Here is a 17,034-nt window from a genome sequence, read left to right as displayed (position 1 = left end):
CCTTATCAGCAGATTGATGATACAGGTGCAAGAGTCAATGGTGTCAATTATTATACTCAAATTCTTTGTAATCCTTATTATACTGCTTATTTTACAGTTCCCAATAAAAATAGAGAAAATGTTTTAGACGTGCTTTTATGTGGAAAAGAAAAAACATACTGCTTTACTGATGAAGCATATAATCTGATGAAAACGTTTAATGTTTCCCAAAGTTGGATGGAAAAACTCTCGTCTTTTAAAAACAAAATATTCAGTGACGAAGAAATGCGTCGAAAACTGGATTGTGTTTTCTCACTTAATGGATATAAAACTACTAAGAAGAAAGTCCTTGAAGCCTGTGCAATTGCGGCCTATCATCAAAGTAAAGACATACCTGTGGTTACCACACTTTTAAGTGATGATGCACGTCAGTTCAGGCAAATTGCATATCACCATGCTCTTTGTTGGATTCATGACGGTAGAAACTACAAGAAATTAAGGCCAATAGTTCCGTATCATAAAGAAAAGCTGAAAGCTTTTCTGAACAGTTACTGGAACTTTTATGGTGAGCTTTCTAAGTTTAGAATAAAACCAGATTCAGAGGTAGCGGAGCAATTATCCGTTAAGTTTGATCAGTTGTTTTCTACCAAAACAGGATATGAAAAGCTGGATGAAAGAATCGCTAAGACAAAAGAGAACAAGGAACAGCTGTTAAAGGTTCTGGTCTTGCCAGAGGTTCCGCTGCATAACAATGCAGCGGAACTGGCAGCAAGAGCAAAGGTCAGAAAAAGAGATGTCAGCCTTCAAACTATAACAGAGGAAGGAACAAAGGCAAACGACACATTTATGACGATTGTTCAGACAGCAAAGAAACTGGATGTAAGTGCATATCAGTACATATGTGATAGAGTCAGCAGTATATTTGAGATGCCATCTTTAGCTCAACTAATCAGAGAAAGAAGTTCAGTGAGTGGAAAGTGAGAGATTTCCACTCAATTTGAAGAGGATACCGAATTTTAAATAATCAATAATATAAACATACCTTTTAGAATCTGTTCCTTTACGAATATGTTCTAAATTCAGGTAAAGCTAAATTGTGTATAAAACGAAAAAAGAAAAGAAAAGAAAAAAATTAAAAATGGAGGTTATAATTAGATATTGAGCCCGTTTTTGGAGGCCTGGAAGACAGGCAATAAAAATGAGTCAAAGCAGTAAAATCAACTAAATTTGCTTTGACAATCAAATATTGTACCATGGATTATATAAAGATATCTGTTTGTCTCTTCGAGAGGAACAATTAGCTGGGAAAATCATATACAAGAAAAGAATTACTTAGCGGAATAAATTAATAAAAAATTGTTTAAAGGAATAAAAATTGATAAAATAATCAAAGTTGCGCTGGCGCACCCCGCTGCAAGCAACGGGGTATGTTCGCGCCACCGCTCAAAATTCCGTTAAAGGAAATAATAACCCTAAACAATTTAGTGTGAGCAGAAGTTAGTAATCGAAAATGGAATTGAGAAATTTTATTATTATCAACGGTTACCGGGGAAGTTTCCATCCCCGCAGCAAGCTAGCGGGGTATTCGACTGAAATAAATTAGGTCTATCTAGAAAAGCCTGAATCAATTGCTAAAAAAAACTGTTAGATAAGCAATAGCAAAATAACGCCCGAATTTCCCAAGAAAAACCAGGACCGAAAAGTATCGGAAAGGAAGCTGCATAAGTCCGGCAACCATGGTAATTGCGTCTCCAATACCTGGAACCCAGGTAAAAAGAAGAGTATAAAGACCATATTTTTTAAAGAGCTTCTCGCTTTTCTCAAGCTTCTCAGGAGAAGGAGAAAGAAACTTCTCAAGTACCGGACGCCCTTTTAGCCCGAGATAGTACGTTGTACACGATCCGAGATAATTACCTGAAGTCGCCACCAGAACGACAGCAAAGGGATTAAAGCCCTTATAAATGAGAGCTACTACCAGTGCTTCTGATCCTAGAGGCAAAACCGTGGAAGCCAGAAAGCTAAGGATAAAGAGGTTCAGGTACCCGTAATTGGCAATAAAAGCGCTTAAAGCTTCAAGCATTCTATTCAACAATTGTAGTTCAGTATTTTAAGCTGTCGTCTCGAACATCAAATAAGAGAAAAAAGTGGAGAGCCGGAAATCCTGAACGTAATTTCCAGCTTCTGCCGCAGCACAGGTATTAAAGTTATATTAAACCGACCGGTTTTCAGTTTAAACCCTTACAGCTTAATATAAGCTTTAATACGAAAGTTAAAAATGTTAATTAAGCTTTAGTACGAAAGTCAGAAGCGTTAATTAGTTTATTAGCTTCTTCTCTTCCGCAGAATAACAAACGCTATGGCAAGTATTCCAAGCGTAGCCATCCCACTGAAGAAAGGAGTTTTTTCTGTCACCTCATAATTTTCGCTCAGGCCTCCTACTTCAACAGTATACGTCCCTGGATTATCCTCAGTGTGTGAGAATTCAACTGATTTGTTCTCACCCGGGTTGAGGGTTACATTCTCGGAATCGACCGATTCGTTATTAACCAGCAATTCCACATTGGATTCTCCTGTGACGCTTCCATTGTTCATAGCATTCACACTGATATTTACCGGGGTTCCGGCTTCAACTGAAGCAAGCTGTATCTTGAGGTTTGAGAAAGAGAACTGTGAGGCTTTTTCCGTCACCTCGACATGGGTTTCTCCTTCTTCATAACCGGTCTTTGTGGCGTTTACCACATACGTACCTGGAGTCGTAACCCAATAAGATGTGATACCTTTTTCATCTGTCTGTGCGTCAGTTTTCTGCCCGCCGAAGAAAACATCCGCCCCTGCAACAGGCTTGTTATCCACAGAGTCCGTGACACTTATTTTGATCTGGTCTCCTTCCCGGACAGTTTCGGGAGAAACCGAAACCAGGAGTTTCTGGACACCCTGTGCAAGGACATCCACACGCTTAGTTCCGGAAACGTAACCATCCCGATTCGCAGTTACAGTGAATCTACCTTCCTTACCCGGGGTGAAAGTGAGATTTCCGTTATCTCCGGTAGTACCTATGCTGTCGTTTCCAACAGAAACTTCAACACCGCCGACCGAAACATTTCTAGCAGTTACCAGGATTTCGGTTGGCTTCCCGACTACAAGCGCCTCAGGAATCTCGAGATTCAGTTGATCTCCTGCTTCGGTCTTGACCTCGACAAAAGGATAAAAGCGCAGGACTGAAGCATCGGCAACTTTGAATTTGACATTGCCCATAAGGTCTATGACATCACCCCTTGAAAGGGAGACTGAGTCCTCATTTTTCATTGTGATGCCTGAATCGGAAATCGAAGTTATTTTCATTTCACCGAAAGAATCTCCCCCAGAAATTTCCAGGTAATCATCCGAAATCTGGAAGATTCCCTCCACAAACACTGCATCTGTTTCTGTGGAACGGAAGACCGTACTTACATGGACCGCAATCATAGGAATATTTTCAGCTCCTCCTATATCGGCTTCGTAAATATAGTCCCCACCCTGAGGAACTATTCCCGAGTCAAGAAGCTTTCCATTCCTGTAAAGTTCGAAGAGTACACTTTTCCCGTTAACATCTACCTCGGCTGCCTTAAGGGAGTAGCCGTTCTCCAGGGCTAAAGAAGAACCAGTAAACAGGGACTTTTTGTCATTGTCGTCAATCAAAACTTTTGAAAGGACACTATCCGAAAGCACACTTATGCCTTTTGAGTTGCCAAGAGTGTTTTCAGGATATCCTGCAAAATATTTCTCTGCCATGAAACCGACAACTTCATAACTTCCCCAACCCTCGTGCTCAAATTTGACATTTTTAGGCTTCGTAGAATAAACGAGTGCTTCATCCTCAATTGTTCTGCCATCGAACCCTTCAATGACAAGGCTCTCAGTGGAAATATTTTCGTCGATGTTATAATAGAAACCCTCGAAGTTAAAAGGCGTCCAGACCATAGTATTAAACTTATCATCGTGTACCGTTCCCCTTAATTCGTAGGTTCCGGGCCTGGAGGTTTCAACTATTGGAGCAAAACGAAGTTCATTGGCATCGGCCACGACAAAACTAAGTTTACCCATGATGTCAATAGTGTCACCCTTGCTAAGAGAGATCGAGTCACTATTTCTCATTTTTATGCCTGAACTTGAGGTGGAACTTACCTCCATCTTCCCAAACTTATCTCCATTCTGGATTTTCACATACTGATCCGAGATCTGGAAAATTCCGTCAACGAAAACCGCGTTGGTTTCTGTGCCGCTGAAGATCTGAGCAAAATGGACTGCAATTATGGGTACATCTTCGGTACTCCCGAGGTCGGCTTTGTATACATAGTCGCTATTGGAGGATAGGAAAGCTTCATCGACTACTTTGCCGTCCTTTTCAAGCTGTACCCAGACTGTATTTCCATTAACATCAACCTCAACCATATTAAGGGAGTATCCTTCTTCAAGAACAAGAGCGGAACCCGTGTACATGGATTTCCTGTCATCAGTGTCCATCAGGACTTTTGAAAGCTGCCCACCCGAGATAACGCTAATCTCTTTATTTGCAAAGCTTGAGTTTGCGGTGTACCCTGCAAAGTAGCGCTCTGCCATAAACCCTATAACCTCATAAGAACCCCACTTTCCATACTCAAAATCGGTCTGTATGGGTACTGTTTCGTACTGCAGGTTTTCCTTTTCAATTGTCCGGCTGCCCTTACTGAGCTGGACTGTTAGATTCTCGGAACCTTCTCCGGTATCCAGATCATAATAAAAGCCCGAGTAAGTCTGAGGCGTCCATGTATAGTTAAGGCTCTCATTTGCGTTTTCATCCCATATACGGTTGCCTGTCGAATCTGAAGCCTGGGCAGCTGCACTTAGACACAGTAACCCACATGCCAGAAGTAAGCATAAAATCTTGATATAATTTTTAATCCCCAAATTAAACCTCCTTTATACTGTATTAACCGAGAGCGTTACTTTTAGGCCTCCGAAAAGAAGAATAGGAAAATAGTTTCCTGAACATTCGGAATACACCCAACAGGATACCCCCGCATACCTGAGTAATATCAAACGTATTCAACTATAAGCATTTTCTAATATCTCAGGCATTAAATAAAAATTTTTGGGTATTATGCGAAATATTTTTTACAATTCGGGAATAAAAAAAATAAATATGCCAAAGACGGAATCGGAGGCCTTAAAAACCTTAAAGTTGCTTTCAATCGTCTTTTTAACACTAGAGTAAGTTTCAGGTAGTTACTATCAGGAAGACAATTAGGAAAACTCAGAAAATATTTTTACCACAGCTAGTTTTTACTTAGAGTTACGTTTATATTAGAGGTGACTTTTTATCAGAACCAAAATAATCCAAAAGAGATTTTTTATCAGAACCAAAATGATCCAAAAGAGATTTTTTATCAGAACCAAACCGATCCAAAAGAGGCTTTTTATTCATGTTTAGATAAAGATTTGAAAACAAATTCAAAAACTCTTTTTTCCCTTAAGAGTCAATTTGATATACACAAATTATAAGTTTGAAGAAGCGATTTCTGACACTTATAAGCAAAATCAGCGTAATCGGATTCATAAAATCCATTACGAGATTTATAAGATCCGTTACAAGATTCGTAAGACTCATTCTGCAGAGTAAGACAGAGTAAAAAATATGGAGCCGTCCCTGGCATGGAAACGTATACAGGCATTCCCGAAGAATTAAAGTTTTTAGTCCTTAAGAGAATAAAACCAACTGAACCTGAAAGAGAAAAACTCCTTGTGATCCAGGAAGAGCTCGCCTCGCAAGTTAAAGCCGCAGCAAAAAAACTTGATGTACCAGGCGTGCTTGTAAAAATGGTGGGCTCTGCTGCCAGAGGTACCTGGCTTTCAGGCACTCACGATATTGATATTTTTATAAGCTTTCCTGAAGAAACCTCCAGAAAGGAACTGGAAACCCTGGGTATAGCGGTTGCAAGAGATGTGGCAAAACACGCTGAACATGTCGAAGACCGCCATGCTGAGCACCCTTACCTGAATATTACATACAAAGGTTTTGACGTAGACCTTGTCCCCTGCTTCAGGGTTGCTTCGGCTTCCCAGATCAAATCTGCAGTTGACAGAACACCTTTTCATAACGATTTTGTCAAACCTCGCATAAAAGGGCACGAAGATGAGGTCCTGCTTTTGAAGCAGTTTATGCGCGGCGGTGGAGTCTATGGCTCGGAACTCAAGACCCAGGGTTTTTCAGGTTACCTGACCGAGATCCTGATAATCTACTATGGCTCCTTCGAAAACACTGTATGTGCCGCTTGCACCTGGAAACCAGGTGAGAAAATCGATATAATGCATCATTCGGAAATAGAGCACGAAGAGCCTCTTGTAGTGGTCGACCCAACCGACCCCAGGCGGAATGTGGCAGCTGCTCTTTCCCTTGACAAATTCTGCATGTTTATAGACCACTGCAGGGAATTCCTGAAAACCCCCGAGCTCAGTTTCTTTTTCCCAGCTTCTCTCTTACCCCTGGGGGATACCGAAATCCTGGAAAAGCTTGAAAGCCGAAAAAGTACCCAGCTTGCAATAGTTTTCAAAACTCCGGACGTTGTAGAGGATATCCTCTTTCCACAGCTGTATAAAATGGAGCAGGCAGTTGCTGCCCTTCTGAAAGAATATGATTTTACAGTGATAAAGACCGGCGTATGGTCAGGCAAAACCGAAACTGCAGTTATGCTGGAACTTATATCAGGCGTTCTCCCCAACGTGAAAAAGCACGTTGGCCCTCCGGTTTGGGTTAAAGTACACGCTGAGAAATTTAAGGAAAAATATCAGGTGGCTGCTGGCGTTTTCGGAGGTTATATAGAAAATGGAAAATACATCTTCGAAATCCGGCGCAAGTACCCGATGGCAAAAGGGCTTCTCGAAGACCGGCTCATGACCTGCTCTCTTGGAAAACAAGTTCAGCAGAGCGTTAGCGAAGGCTTTAAGATTATAGAAAATGCCGGGATTTGCAGATTAAAAGATCCGGATTTCAGGATTTATTTGAGGAAATGGATGTAAAAGAAATTCTTATGTGAACAAAGTAGTGACCAATTAACTGATTTTACACAAAGCGGAATTCTTCCGCAAAAATTTTTTGATGGGTTTTTTCAATTGACCAATAATAAGTATGCAGTTGTTTCGCCCATGGTTGTTGCCATATTTTAAATGATCCATTCAAAACATAGCCACATTTGGATAAATAATTACAAATAATATATTGATTCTGGTATATCACTCGAATATTAGTACAGTAAAAGAATTGGCAGAAATAAGCCTACTGTTAAGAAAGGACTTCATCTGAAGTTTTTATTTTATGTGAGCATTATTAATAACATGGCATAGATTTCAAATACTTCATTGCGGTATGACAGATTATTTTGTAGATATAAAGAACCAATAAAATCATCCAAAGAACCAATAAAATCATCCAAAGAACCAATAAAATCATCCAAAGGACCAATAAAATCATCCAAAACAGCCAGAAGTCTATTTTTTATGGAGCGTATCCCAAAACTTGATTTTTAATGTTTAATCTAATGTACTCCGTTTAATGTATTGCGTTGAAGGAGGTAACTGAAGTCCATGTTGACCGAACCTGAACAAATAATCCAACTCGTATCGAGTCTATTAGCGTTAATCCTTTTTGTTATTTCCTATCTTGCATATCGTCGAGAGCGTAGAAAGAAATTTTTTATTTTATCTTCAGCATTTTTTTTCTATTCAACAATGAATTTCCTGGATGCAGCAGATATTTTTTTCCCTCAAGCGGGTGAGTACCCCGAAATTTGGGGAAGTTTACTTAATTTTGTCGTCCTTGCATTGTTTTTCCTTTCTATGATCACAAAAGAGTAGAGTAAAATGGAATTTGAACTCGAGACACGAAGAAAAATTTATGAACAAATAAAAAAATCTCCCGGGATTCACTTCCGGGAACTTGAGCGGAGGCTGCAGATGGTAGTTGGCAACCTGCAGTACCACCTTCAGTGCCTGGAAAAGAAAAATTTGATAAGAGCCTCGAATGATGGAGATTACGTACGTTATTTCGTAAAAGACAGGAGCTTAAGCGAAACCGAAAGAAAAATAATGTCTTTTTTAAGAAGATCAGGTTGCAGGCACATCCTTCTTCAGCTTCTCAATAATCCGGACCTGAATAACAAAGAACTCTCTCAGGTTGTTGGCCTCTCTCCTTCAACTGTTTCCTGGAACCTGAACAAGCTTGTAAAAGCCGGAATAATTGAAAAGGAAAAAAACGGCAGAATAAGTAAATTCACAATCGTTGACCCGCACGCGATTGCAGAGCTCCTTGTATGCTACAAAGAAAGCTTTCTTGATACTCTGGTTGACGGTTTTATCGAAATGTGGGAATTCAAGAACTCTAAATGATTTGATTATTTATCGTTTATTAATATTTGATTATTTACCGTTTGCTGATATTTGATTATTTACCGTTTGCTGATATTTGATTATTTATCATTTGTTGATATTTGACGATTTATCGTTTATTGATATTTGACGATTTATCGTTTATTGATATTTGACGATTTAATCGTTTATTGATATTTGACGATTTGTTGTTTGTTGATATTCAAGTATAATCGAAATACAGCTTCTAGTATTTTTTTCGATAAATTCAGCTTTTTTAAAGAAACTTTCAATATGGCATTAAACGGAATCACAAGTCATGTTACAGGTAACGTGAGGAAAATATCAGTCAGATATTGCTGGAAGATCAAAGTTTTTGGGTTAGGCTTGTTATCTGAGTCCTGATTACCTGGTTTTGAACTCTATTGAGACATCCTGGTTAGTTAATGTGGATGACCTATACACCAGATTCAAAGTATGCTTGCGAGAAAATATTGAATTGTGAGCTCAAATTTCATTAAGATGTCAGCTAAAATATATGTTCTTAAGAATCAACCGGATAAAAACGGACGAAAACTTTTACGCTTAACAAAAGTTAAAATTATTTATCGTGGCGGGAAACATGGAAGAAACTTGGAAAACCCGCCACATTCTCCTATGGAAGAAAGTTCCGCCACATTCTCCTAGGGAGGAAGGTTCGAAATATTTTGCAGTGTTGATCCCGATCATTCACCACAATAACCTTCGGTTTTCAGTCTTCGTTAGACATAATAACGATTCTGGTACATTATTCGAAGATTAGTACAATTGTCGAACATTAGTACAATATTCGAATTATTAATATTCGGTGTTGTTGACAAATTAAATCTTTAAATTACGTCGGAGCTTATTGGAAATTACAAATAACCCACAGATTGATCAAATCTTGAACCAAAAGAGATTTATAAGACACCATTTTATAAAACGCTGTAAACCAATTTTCGGGATGAGGAGAAACGAAACTATCTTCGACAATAGACGTAATAAATAGCTCAGATTGATGAAGAATGGTGAACCCCCTTAAATTATTGATCCCGACAATTCTTCTTACACATAATTGGTCTTAACAAATATGGAGGAAACAACAAAATGAAGAGATTTGTAGCCAGTGCACTGGCGGCTCTCATGCTTCTGACTGTATTTGCATCCGCCGCAATGGCTGATGATAATAATACAACCTCAGCAGCAAGTACAGTTGAGATCCGCGGCCCTGTGTACAATGGCTCAAGTTTAACCGACATCCTTGCAAATACTGCATACGGTAACGGTACAGCTATTACAATGGATGCTAACAAATTTGCAGCATTCTATTACGATATTGACGATAACGTAACAACCGAGTCTCTTTCCATTAAGAACGTTGCCGGTACTTCTGGCAGGACTATAGGAGAGCACGGTTTAGTGTATACAACAACAATCGGAAAAGCCGAATACGAGAACAAAGATGTCGACTGGGGCAACTACAGCGTGATTGGCTTCTTCGCAGACAAGTATATTCCACTGAAGTCCAACGGTGCTGACAAGCTCGCCAAACTCGTTGTTGACAGTGATGACAAGCAAACTCTCAAGACCGGCGACACTCTTGACCTCGGTGATGGATACTCTCTCCAGGCCAAGCAGGTAGACGTTGACGGTGATAAGGTCTGGCTTGAATTCGACAAGGACGGACAGTATGTGGATGACCAGATCGTCTCAACTGACTCTGGCGATCATACATGGACTTGCACAGTTGATGACGTACAGGGCGAAGACGATGTTCCTGTCTTGAAGGTACATGTTAATCAGGTCTTCCAGGGCGCAGTTGACAGCGTTGCACAGATTGATGCTATCTGGCTCATTGACTACGCAAACGCAATAAAGATCGACTCTGACGACGAGTTCGGCAAACTCAACGATGTTTCTATCAACGGTCCGACCATCACCATCAGCAACGATGATACATTCAGCCTGACTAGAGACTCTGATCAGGAAATCGGACAGGGATTATACTTCAAGGTTGCTGACTCCGATGCTCTCAGGTTCTATGCCTATAAGCAGCAAACAACTTCTGGAACCTATGATGTAAGAGGAACCGTTGTTTCCGGCACGCAGCCTTACACCTGGACTCCAGACAACTTTGCTGGATTCTTCTACGACCTGAAGAAAAACGTTGGAACCGAAACTTTGAATGTTTCTGGTGTTGACGGAAGAACTATTCCTGAAAACGGCCTCAAGTACAGCACCACTATAAGCAAGGTTGATTATGATGCCGATGATGCATTCAATGGAACGTACCCTGTTCTCGGTTTCTTTGCACAGAAGTATGTCCCGCTGAAATCTAACGACGCTAGCAAACTCGCCAAGCTCGTTGTTGACAGTGATGACAAGCAAACTCTCAAGACCGGCGACACTCTTGACCTCGGTGACGGATACTCTCTCCAGGCCAAGCAGGTAGATGTTGACGGTGATAAGGTCTGGCTTGAATTCGACAAGGACGGACAGTATGTGGATGACCAGATCGTCTCAACTGACTCTGGCGATCATACATGGACTTGCGAAGTTGACGACGTGCAGGGTGAAGACAATGTTCCTGTCTTGAAGGTACATGTCAATCAGGTCTTCCAGGGCGCAGTTGACAGCATTGCACAGATTGATGCTATCTGGCTCATTGACTACGCAAACGCAATAAAGATCGACTCTGATGATGAATTCGGTAAACTCAACGATGTTTCTATCAACGGTCCGACCATCACCATCAGCAACGATGATACATTCAGCCTGACTAAAGACTCTGATCAGGAAATAGGACAGGGAATGTACTTCAAGGTCGCTGACTCCAGTGAGCTCAGATACTACCCATATGTTCAGCAGACCCTTGGTAATGAAACAACTACAACCACCTCGAGTAACATAACCAGCATCGATAACACAACAAGTATCGATAACACAAGTGTTACTCCAACTCCAGTTGAGAACAGCACTGAAGAAACTCAAGATGTAAATGCGAGCACTCCTACAGAGACCCCGGTTACATCAACTTCAGATACATCAGCTGCTGCAAACAACACCACCGAAACAAAGAACAATACTCCTGGCTTTGAGATTGTTCCGGCAATCTTCGGACTGCTGTCAGTCTTCTACATCGTCAGGAAGAACAGATAAATTATCTGAATGAAGGATTTTCTTAATCCTTCTTTTTTTAATTTTTACTAAAATCCCAATTACTGCTGTACACGGATTTTGCATTTTTAGACACATAAATGTCTCTTGATATTTATGTTGATATCAATGTATGCGCTTAAACTTAAGCACATGCCTGTAAATTTTAGAATCGTGATCTATTAGTTTTATATTTTCATTATGCATATGTGCGCTTATATTTGGGATTAGAAAGTGTAACTTTTCCCACAATTTTCTCCACAATTAATATATAGTTGTTTTATTCTATGGAAAAAACCTAATAAACCGAATAACAGTGAAAGTTATTCCAAAATTATCTCTATCTTCGGATTAATTTATTCAAACACTGAGGCGCACATTAAATGATATCCTCAAATAAACTAGACTTTATGATAATGCTGTCTCTGATATTTTCAGTGCCAGTAGGTTATTATATTTTTGTGCCGGAAACCCTTCGGCCCAAATATTATTATAGAAACCTTGAGTCCTCTGGAATTTTAGATATTTTACCTTATGCAGCTTCGGCGACACTTATCTTTATACTTATGGATTCACAAAGATACATTTCAAATTTCCTGGGTCTCAGTCCCTCTCTTAATTATGATAAATATATGTTGATGCTGGAAGGCACTAAAGTGAGTATTTTCCAGAGCCTGGCCAGTCCAACGCTGACATATTTTTGTGGAGTAGTTTATCTGCTCGGGTTTCCTTTCCTTTTAATCTTTACATTTATACTATTCCTGTTTAGCCAGAATGATGAGACTCTTAAAGAATATGCAATTACTTTTACGCTTATATATTTGATAGCTTACGTTTTTTACATATTTTTCCCGGTAGATGTAACCGGGCATGTGTTGCCAGGTGTGGCCCCTTTGCTATATCAACTGAATCCGGCCATCCTGGGAATAGTAACCATCTGCAGTCCCGGTCTTAATAATTGCTTCCCAAGCCTGCATGCAGCACTTTCGGTAATGGCAACCATGTTTATACTTTTCAAGACAGATCTCAGGCGTTACAAGGTTTTTGCGGTAGGAACAACCATTTTCATTCTTTTTTCAATACTGTATCTTGGTATACACTGGATCACGGATATGATTGGCGGAATTATACTCGCTCTTATTTCTTATCTTGTAGCTACTCGAATTTTTAAAAAGAGGTTCAAAAATGAAAGTACTCATTTTTATATGCGGTGAAGGGTTAGGTCATACAAGCCGCTGTATCGCATTGGGTAGGGAGTTGTTGGCTGCAGGCCACGAAGTTTATTTAGGAGCATATGGTTATTCAAAGGAGTTTATCGAGAGAAAAGGATATAAGACCGTTGAAATACCCCCGGAAATAAAACTTGTAGGTGAGTCCGGTTCCCTGAATCTGAAAAGATCAATTATATCTACCCTGAAAAACGGGAATATTTTTGCAGTTTTTAAGGTTCTGAGCTTATTAAAAGAAAAGAAACCTGATATTGTAGTTTCAGATAGTTATTTTACAGGAATAGTTGCCTCTAAAGTCAGAGGAATTCCTGTTTACCTTATAGTAAATCAGTCAAATATGGAAACTTTCTTTAAAGAAGGAGGCATTGCCCTAAGAACAATGGGCGGAGTAATTAAGCAGTTTTATAACTGCATTTTCAGAAGAGTTGACAGGATAATAATACCGGATTTCCCAATGCCTTATACCGTATGCAGGCTGAATCTTGCTTTTGAAGAAAAGGTTTCCAAAAATTTGTTTTTCAGCGGGCCTCTTACCCTTGAGAAATTTAGTGATGTAAAAGCTGAAGTCTTACAAAAACCCCATGTATTATCTTTAATAGGAGGGTTTGGGTATCGAGAACCCATATTCAGAAAAGTCATCGAAGTTGCGAAACTCGACAAAAATATAAATTACACTCTCCTTTCAGGACCGAATCTAAATCCTGAAATCTTCTCAAACCTTCCGGAAAATGTTACAATTGAGCATTTTATTAATGACCAGTTTCCTTATCTCAAGGCTTCTGATCTTGTGATCGCTCCAGGAGGACATAGCACTATAATGGAAGCTCTTACTTTCGGGGTTCCAGTGCTTTCATTTCCGGATATGAACCATAGTGAGCAGGAAAGTAACGCTACTGTGATAGAGCTTGAAGGTTATGGCAGACGTCTGGATTACAACGCGTCTCCGGAAGAGATCCTTCGGTCGATAAGAGAGCTTTTAAAGAATGAAAAGATCCACCAGAAGGTTGAAACTATGAAAAACTTATCTAAAGACCTCAATGCTACCGCAACATTCAAAGAACTCCTTGAATCAAATAGTAAGATAAGTCAAAAAATATAATTAGGGTATTATAATGATGAACCCCACTTTCCGCAGATGTACACAAAAATGCCACTTATTATCTCAATACGGCAATAAGCTAAAAACTTAAAATCGGATTTGATGAGATAATATGGCAAATCGGCAAATAAATTCTACATCTGTGTACATCTGCGGAATGTAGGATGAACCATTATCAGGTATTGTAATGGACTATTATCAGAGTATTTTAATTGACTATTATTAGGATTGTAATGGACTATTATTAGGATTGTAATGGACTATTATCAGATATTGTAATGGACTATTATCAGAGTATTTTAATTGACTATTATCAGGATTGTAATGGACTATTGCAGTTAATAATTTTGAAGAAGGTTAAATAACGGATAGTGCTTTCATGAAAAATTACACAAAGTGGATAACAAGCTCAATTTTGATCAGTATAATTTCGATAGTTTTTGTTCTTATCTTTACTTTTGATAAGACAACAATTGAAGTTGTTAGGGAGATTCGGCCTGGATACGTAATAGCTGCGCTTTTTATCCACCTGTTTTCTTTCTATATCTGGGGATTGCGCATAAAATCAATGGCATCTGCATTGGGCCATGAAATAGATCTTAAAACTTCTATGGAAATGGTAATTTCCGGAACTTTTGTTGCAGCGCTTACGCCTTCTTCAATAGGAGGAGAACCTTTAAGAATTCATCTCCTTAGACAGAAAAATATGCCGGTTGGACAGGCTACTGCAGTTATTTTAGGAGAACGTGTACTGGACGCTCTACTGATCCTGTTAGCTGTGCCTTTTTCACTGTATTTTCTCCATGGCATATTGTCAGATTCCAGACTGGATACTGTGATTATATTAGGAGAAGTCCTTTCAATAGTTGTTTTTGCCCTCATGATATACGCAACCGTGAAACCTGGCTTTATTAAGTTCACTATAAACTGTCTTATGAGATGGATTGGACGTCTTGGCGGCAAGAAAACAGAACAAAAACTGCATAAATTATCAGAGTCAATTGACAGAGAAATCGACGAATTTCATTCCAGCATAAATATATTTTTGACAGAAGGGCGTAAAGGCCTGTATTATGGGCTGATATTCACAGTCATATACTGGATAGTGGAATTTTCCTCGCTCCCGATAACTCTTATGGGCCTTAATCAGGCTCCTTCGGTACTTATTTCTTTCGCAGTACAGGTTCTGCTCATGATTATTATAGTCATGCCCTTGACTCCGGGTGCAAGTGGCGTGGCTGAACTTGCTGCAATTTCCCTCTTTTCAATCTTTGTACCGGCAAATATCCTCGGAATTACAGTGGCAGCATGGAGAACTTTTACATTTTATACGAACATTATTGCAGGAGGATTTGTGAGTTTTAAGTTGCTTAAAGACACGGATCTGGTTAAGAAGTACTTAAACCAATCCCAAAATGAAGCTTAAACGGAATGAGAAGCATTTGAGGGTTAGAAGTCTATATCGAAAATGGAAAATATGTCTTTGAAATCCGGCGCAGGTATCCGACGGTAAAAGGGTTTTTCGAAGATTGGCTGATGAGCTGCTCCCTTGGAAAACAGGTGCATCAGAGTGTGAATTAGGAATTTGAGATAATTAATAAATTATCCAAAATGCCAAAAACATTGGCTAATAAAGTAAAGGGTTATTTGCTCCTGCATGAAAAAGAAAATATTCTTGAAAAGCTAATTTAAACCCCACTTTCCGCAGATGTACACAAAAGTACCATCAATTATCTCAATGAGGCAGTAAATTAAAAATTAACTCAATATTTAATTGACTATTTTGGGCAATTAGGTAAATAAATTCTACATCTATGTACATCTGCGGAATGTAGGCTAAAACCTCTTTTTGCGATCTTATTTCTAAGCAATTGAAACTGAGACTTTACTTCATTTTATTTCTTCATCCAATCATTCCTTAGTTCCCAAAATTTAAGCGCATATATGTAGTAATGAGAATCTGCGAGGTCAGAAGACCGCGATTTTGAAATTCTGCTACAAATATTATGTGCTTAAACTTAAGCGCATACTCCGATATCAGGAGACACTTATGCGCCTAAAAATGCGGAACTTAGGATCATTATGCTTCCAGCCTGGCCCGTGCGGTCTTGATGGCGCGGTGAAGCCTTTCAGCCAGTAGTTCACGAGACGGTAGTTCTGTTAGATACTCAGCCACATGGATGCCGGAACGGTTCAGCTCCAGCAGCTCGATTTGTTCCTGTTTTTTTCCAGCGCAGAGGATAATTCCAAGAGGCGACTCTTCTCCCTGTTGACGCTCATATTTATCCAGCCAACGCAGGTAAAGCTCCATCTGTCCCTTGTATTCGGCTTTGAAATTTCCAAGCTTCAGGTCAATAGCGATCAGCCGGTTCAGGGATCGATGGTAGAAAAGAAGGTCAAGGTAAAAATCGTCATTATCTATCTGGATATGCCGCTGTCTGGCAACGAAGGCGAATCCGGCACCTAATTCAAGCAAAAAAGATTCCAGTTCACGCAGGATGGCGTCCTCAAGGTCTTTTTCAAGATAACGGTCTATTAGCCCCAAAAAATCGAGAACATATGGATCGCGGAAAACAAACTCAGGTGTCAGCTGATCCTGCCCTCTCAGAGCAGAGAGTTCGTGACGGATCACTTCTTCCGGCTTACGTGAAATCGCGGTGCGCTCATAAAGCATAGAATCGATACGTTCCTGAAGTGTACGCGTGCTCCACCTTTCGATTCTGCACATCTCAGCATAGAACTCGCGTTTGAGAGAATCTTCAATAGGTATGAGTATCTTGAAATGTGTCCAGCTTAATTGTCGCCTCAGTGCAGCGATAATTTCTTCATCCGGAAAAGCTTCTGCGAACTGGATCATCCGGCGCAGATTTTTCTCTTCAAATCCCCGACCAAACTCAGCAGTCAATTCTCTTCCAAGTGAAATGACAATCTCCTGTCCGTATTCCGCCCTCCCCCCTCTAAGGATTTCTTCCTGGATGCGTTTGCCGATATTCCAGTAGAGCATTGTCAACCCGGCATTAACAGCAGTCGCCACCGCCGAACGGGTTTCTTCGATCATCCGGCGGATCTCGCTCACCATCAGGGATTTATTTAAAGCCTGTCCGACCTCCTTCTTGTCTTTACGGTTCATAGCTTTTTTCCTGTTCCCTTATATCTAATCCAGCAGTTATT

Annotated in this window: 11 protein-coding genes; 8 read left to right on the top strand and 3 right to left on the bottom strand. The window is 39.9% G+C overall.

The window, feature by feature from the left end; genetic code table 11:
- Window positions 1-960 (top strand): IS66 family transposase (locus ASJ81_RS03930; protein WP_095643342.1); only part of this gene is annotated, 960 nt, incomplete at its 5' end.
- 643 nt (window positions 961-1,603) lie between these two features.
- Here the strand turns inward: ASJ81_RS03930 and ASJ81_RS03925 are convergent.
- Together ASJ81_RS03925 and ASJ81_RS03920 are read right to left on the bottom strand one after the other, a co-directional pair.
- Window positions 1,604-2,059, bottom strand: a complete 456-nt coding sequence (locus ASJ81_RS03925) for a YqaA family protein (protein WP_095643341.1) — start codon at window positions 2,057-2,059, stop codon at window positions 1,604-1,606.
- A gap of 242 nt (window positions 2,060-2,301) precedes the next feature.
- The gene (locus tag ASJ81_RS03920) at window positions 2,302-4,905 is read right to left on the bottom strand and encodes an S-layer protein domain-containing protein (RefSeq protein WP_095643340.1); all 2,604 of its coding nucleotides are present in this window, start codon (window positions 4,903-4,905) and stop codon (window positions 2,302-2,304) included.
- A 744-nt stretch (window positions 4,906-5,649) separates the two neighbouring features.
- Between ASJ81_RS03920 and cca the strand changes: the two genes are divergently transcribed.
- The 7 genes from cca to ASJ81_RS24370 all read left to right on the top strand — a co-directional run bounded on the left by cca (window position 5,650) and on the right by ASJ81_RS24370 (window position 15,444).
- Entirely contained in the window at window positions 5,650-7,014 is a 1,365-nt protein-coding gene (cca, locus tag ASJ81_RS03915) for a CCA tRNA nucleotidyltransferase (RefSeq protein ID WP_095643339.1), read from the top strand.
- A gap of 840 nt (window positions 7,015-7,854) precedes the next feature.
- Entirely contained in the window at window positions 7,855-8,379 is a 525-nt protein-coding gene (locus ASJ81_RS03905; RefSeq protein WP_095643338.1) for a winged helix-turn-helix transcriptional regulator, read from the top strand.
- Window positions 8,380-9,486: 1,107 nt separating this feature from the next.
- Window positions 9,487-11,538, top strand: coding sequence for an S-layer protein domain-containing protein (locus ASJ81_RS03900; RefSeq protein WP_095643337.1), 2,052 nt, complete (start codon window positions 9,487-9,489; stop codon window positions 11,536-11,538).
- A 380-nt stretch (window positions 11,539-11,918) separates the two neighbouring features.
- Entirely contained in the window at window positions 11,919-12,749 is an 831-nt protein-coding gene (locus ASJ81_RS03895; protein WP_095643336.1) for a phosphatase PAP2 family protein, read from the top strand.
- Entirely contained in the window at window positions 12,721-13,863 is a 1,143-nt protein-coding gene (locus ASJ81_RS03890) for a UDP-N-acetylglucosamine--N-acetylmuramyl-(pentapeptide) pyrophosphoryl-undecaprenol N-acetylglucosamine transferase (RefSeq protein WP_095643335.1), read from the top strand. Before ASJ81_RS03895 ends, ASJ81_RS03890 begins: the two co-directional genes overlap by 29 nt.
- Window positions 13,864-14,242: 379 nt before the next feature.
- On the top strand, window positions 14,243-15,289 hold the full coding sequence (locus tag ASJ81_RS03885; protein ID WP_095643334.1) for a lysylphosphatidylglycerol synthase transmembrane domain-containing protein: 1,047 nt from the start codon (window positions 14,243-14,245) through the stop codon (window positions 15,287-15,289).
- Between the two features lie 35 nt (window positions 15,290-15,324).
- On the top strand, window positions 15,325-15,444 hold the full coding sequence (locus ASJ81_RS24370) for a hypothetical protein (RefSeq protein ID WP_338037351.1): 120 nt from the start codon (window positions 15,325-15,327) through the stop codon (window positions 15,442-15,444).
- Window positions 15,445-15,943: 499 nt separating this feature from the next.
- On the opposite strand, the gene ASJ81_RS03880 is transcribed toward ASJ81_RS24370, so the two are convergent.
- The gene (locus ASJ81_RS03880; RefSeq protein WP_095643333.1) at window positions 15,944-16,993 is read right to left on the bottom strand and encodes a PDDEXK nuclease domain-containing protein; all 1,050 of its coding nucleotides are present in this window, start codon (window positions 16,991-16,993) and stop codon (window positions 15,944-15,946) included.
- Window positions 16,994-17,034 lie beyond the last annotated feature (41 nt).

The organism is Methanosarcina spelaei, assembly GCF_002287235.1.
Taxonomy (GTDB): domain Archaea; phylum Halobacteriota; class Methanosarcinia; order Methanosarcinales; family Methanosarcinaceae; genus Methanosarcina; species Methanosarcina spelaei.
The sequence above is the reverse complement of the archived record's forward strand: the minus strand, read 5'-3'. Positions and strand labels throughout refer to the sequence as shown.

Bases quoted from the DNA above. Each gene is read 5' to 3' on its own strand.
- ASJ81_RS03880 (WP_095643333.1), bottom strand. From the start codon at position 16,993: ATGAACCGTAAAGACAAGAAGGAGGTCGGACAGGCTTTAAATAAATCC.
- cca (WP_095643339.1), top strand. From the start codon at position 5,650: ATGGAAACGTATACAGGCATTCCCGAAGAATTAAAGTTTTTAGTCCTT.
- ASJ81_RS03895 (WP_095643336.1), top strand. From the start codon at position 11,919: ATGATATCCTCAAATAAACTAGACTTTATGATAATGCTGTCTCTGATA.
- ASJ81_RS03885 (WP_095643334.1), top strand. From the start codon at position 14,243: ATGAAAAATTACACAAAGTGGATAACAAGCTCAATTTTGATCAGTATA.
- ASJ81_RS03925 (WP_095643341.1), bottom strand. From the start codon at position 2,059: ATGCTTGAAGCTTTAAGCGCTTTTATTGCCAATTACGGGTACCTGAAC.
- ASJ81_RS03905 (WP_095643338.1), top strand. From the start codon at position 7,855: ATGGAATTTGAACTCGAGACACGAAGAAAAATTTATGAACAAATAAAA.
- ASJ81_RS03900 (WP_095643337.1), top strand. From the start codon at position 9,487: ATGAAGAGATTTGTAGCCAGTGCACTGGCGGCTCTCATGCTTCTGACT.
- ASJ81_RS03890 (WP_095643335.1), top strand. From the start codon at position 12,721: ATGAAAGTACTCATTTTTATATGCGGTGAAGGGTTAGGTCATACAAGC.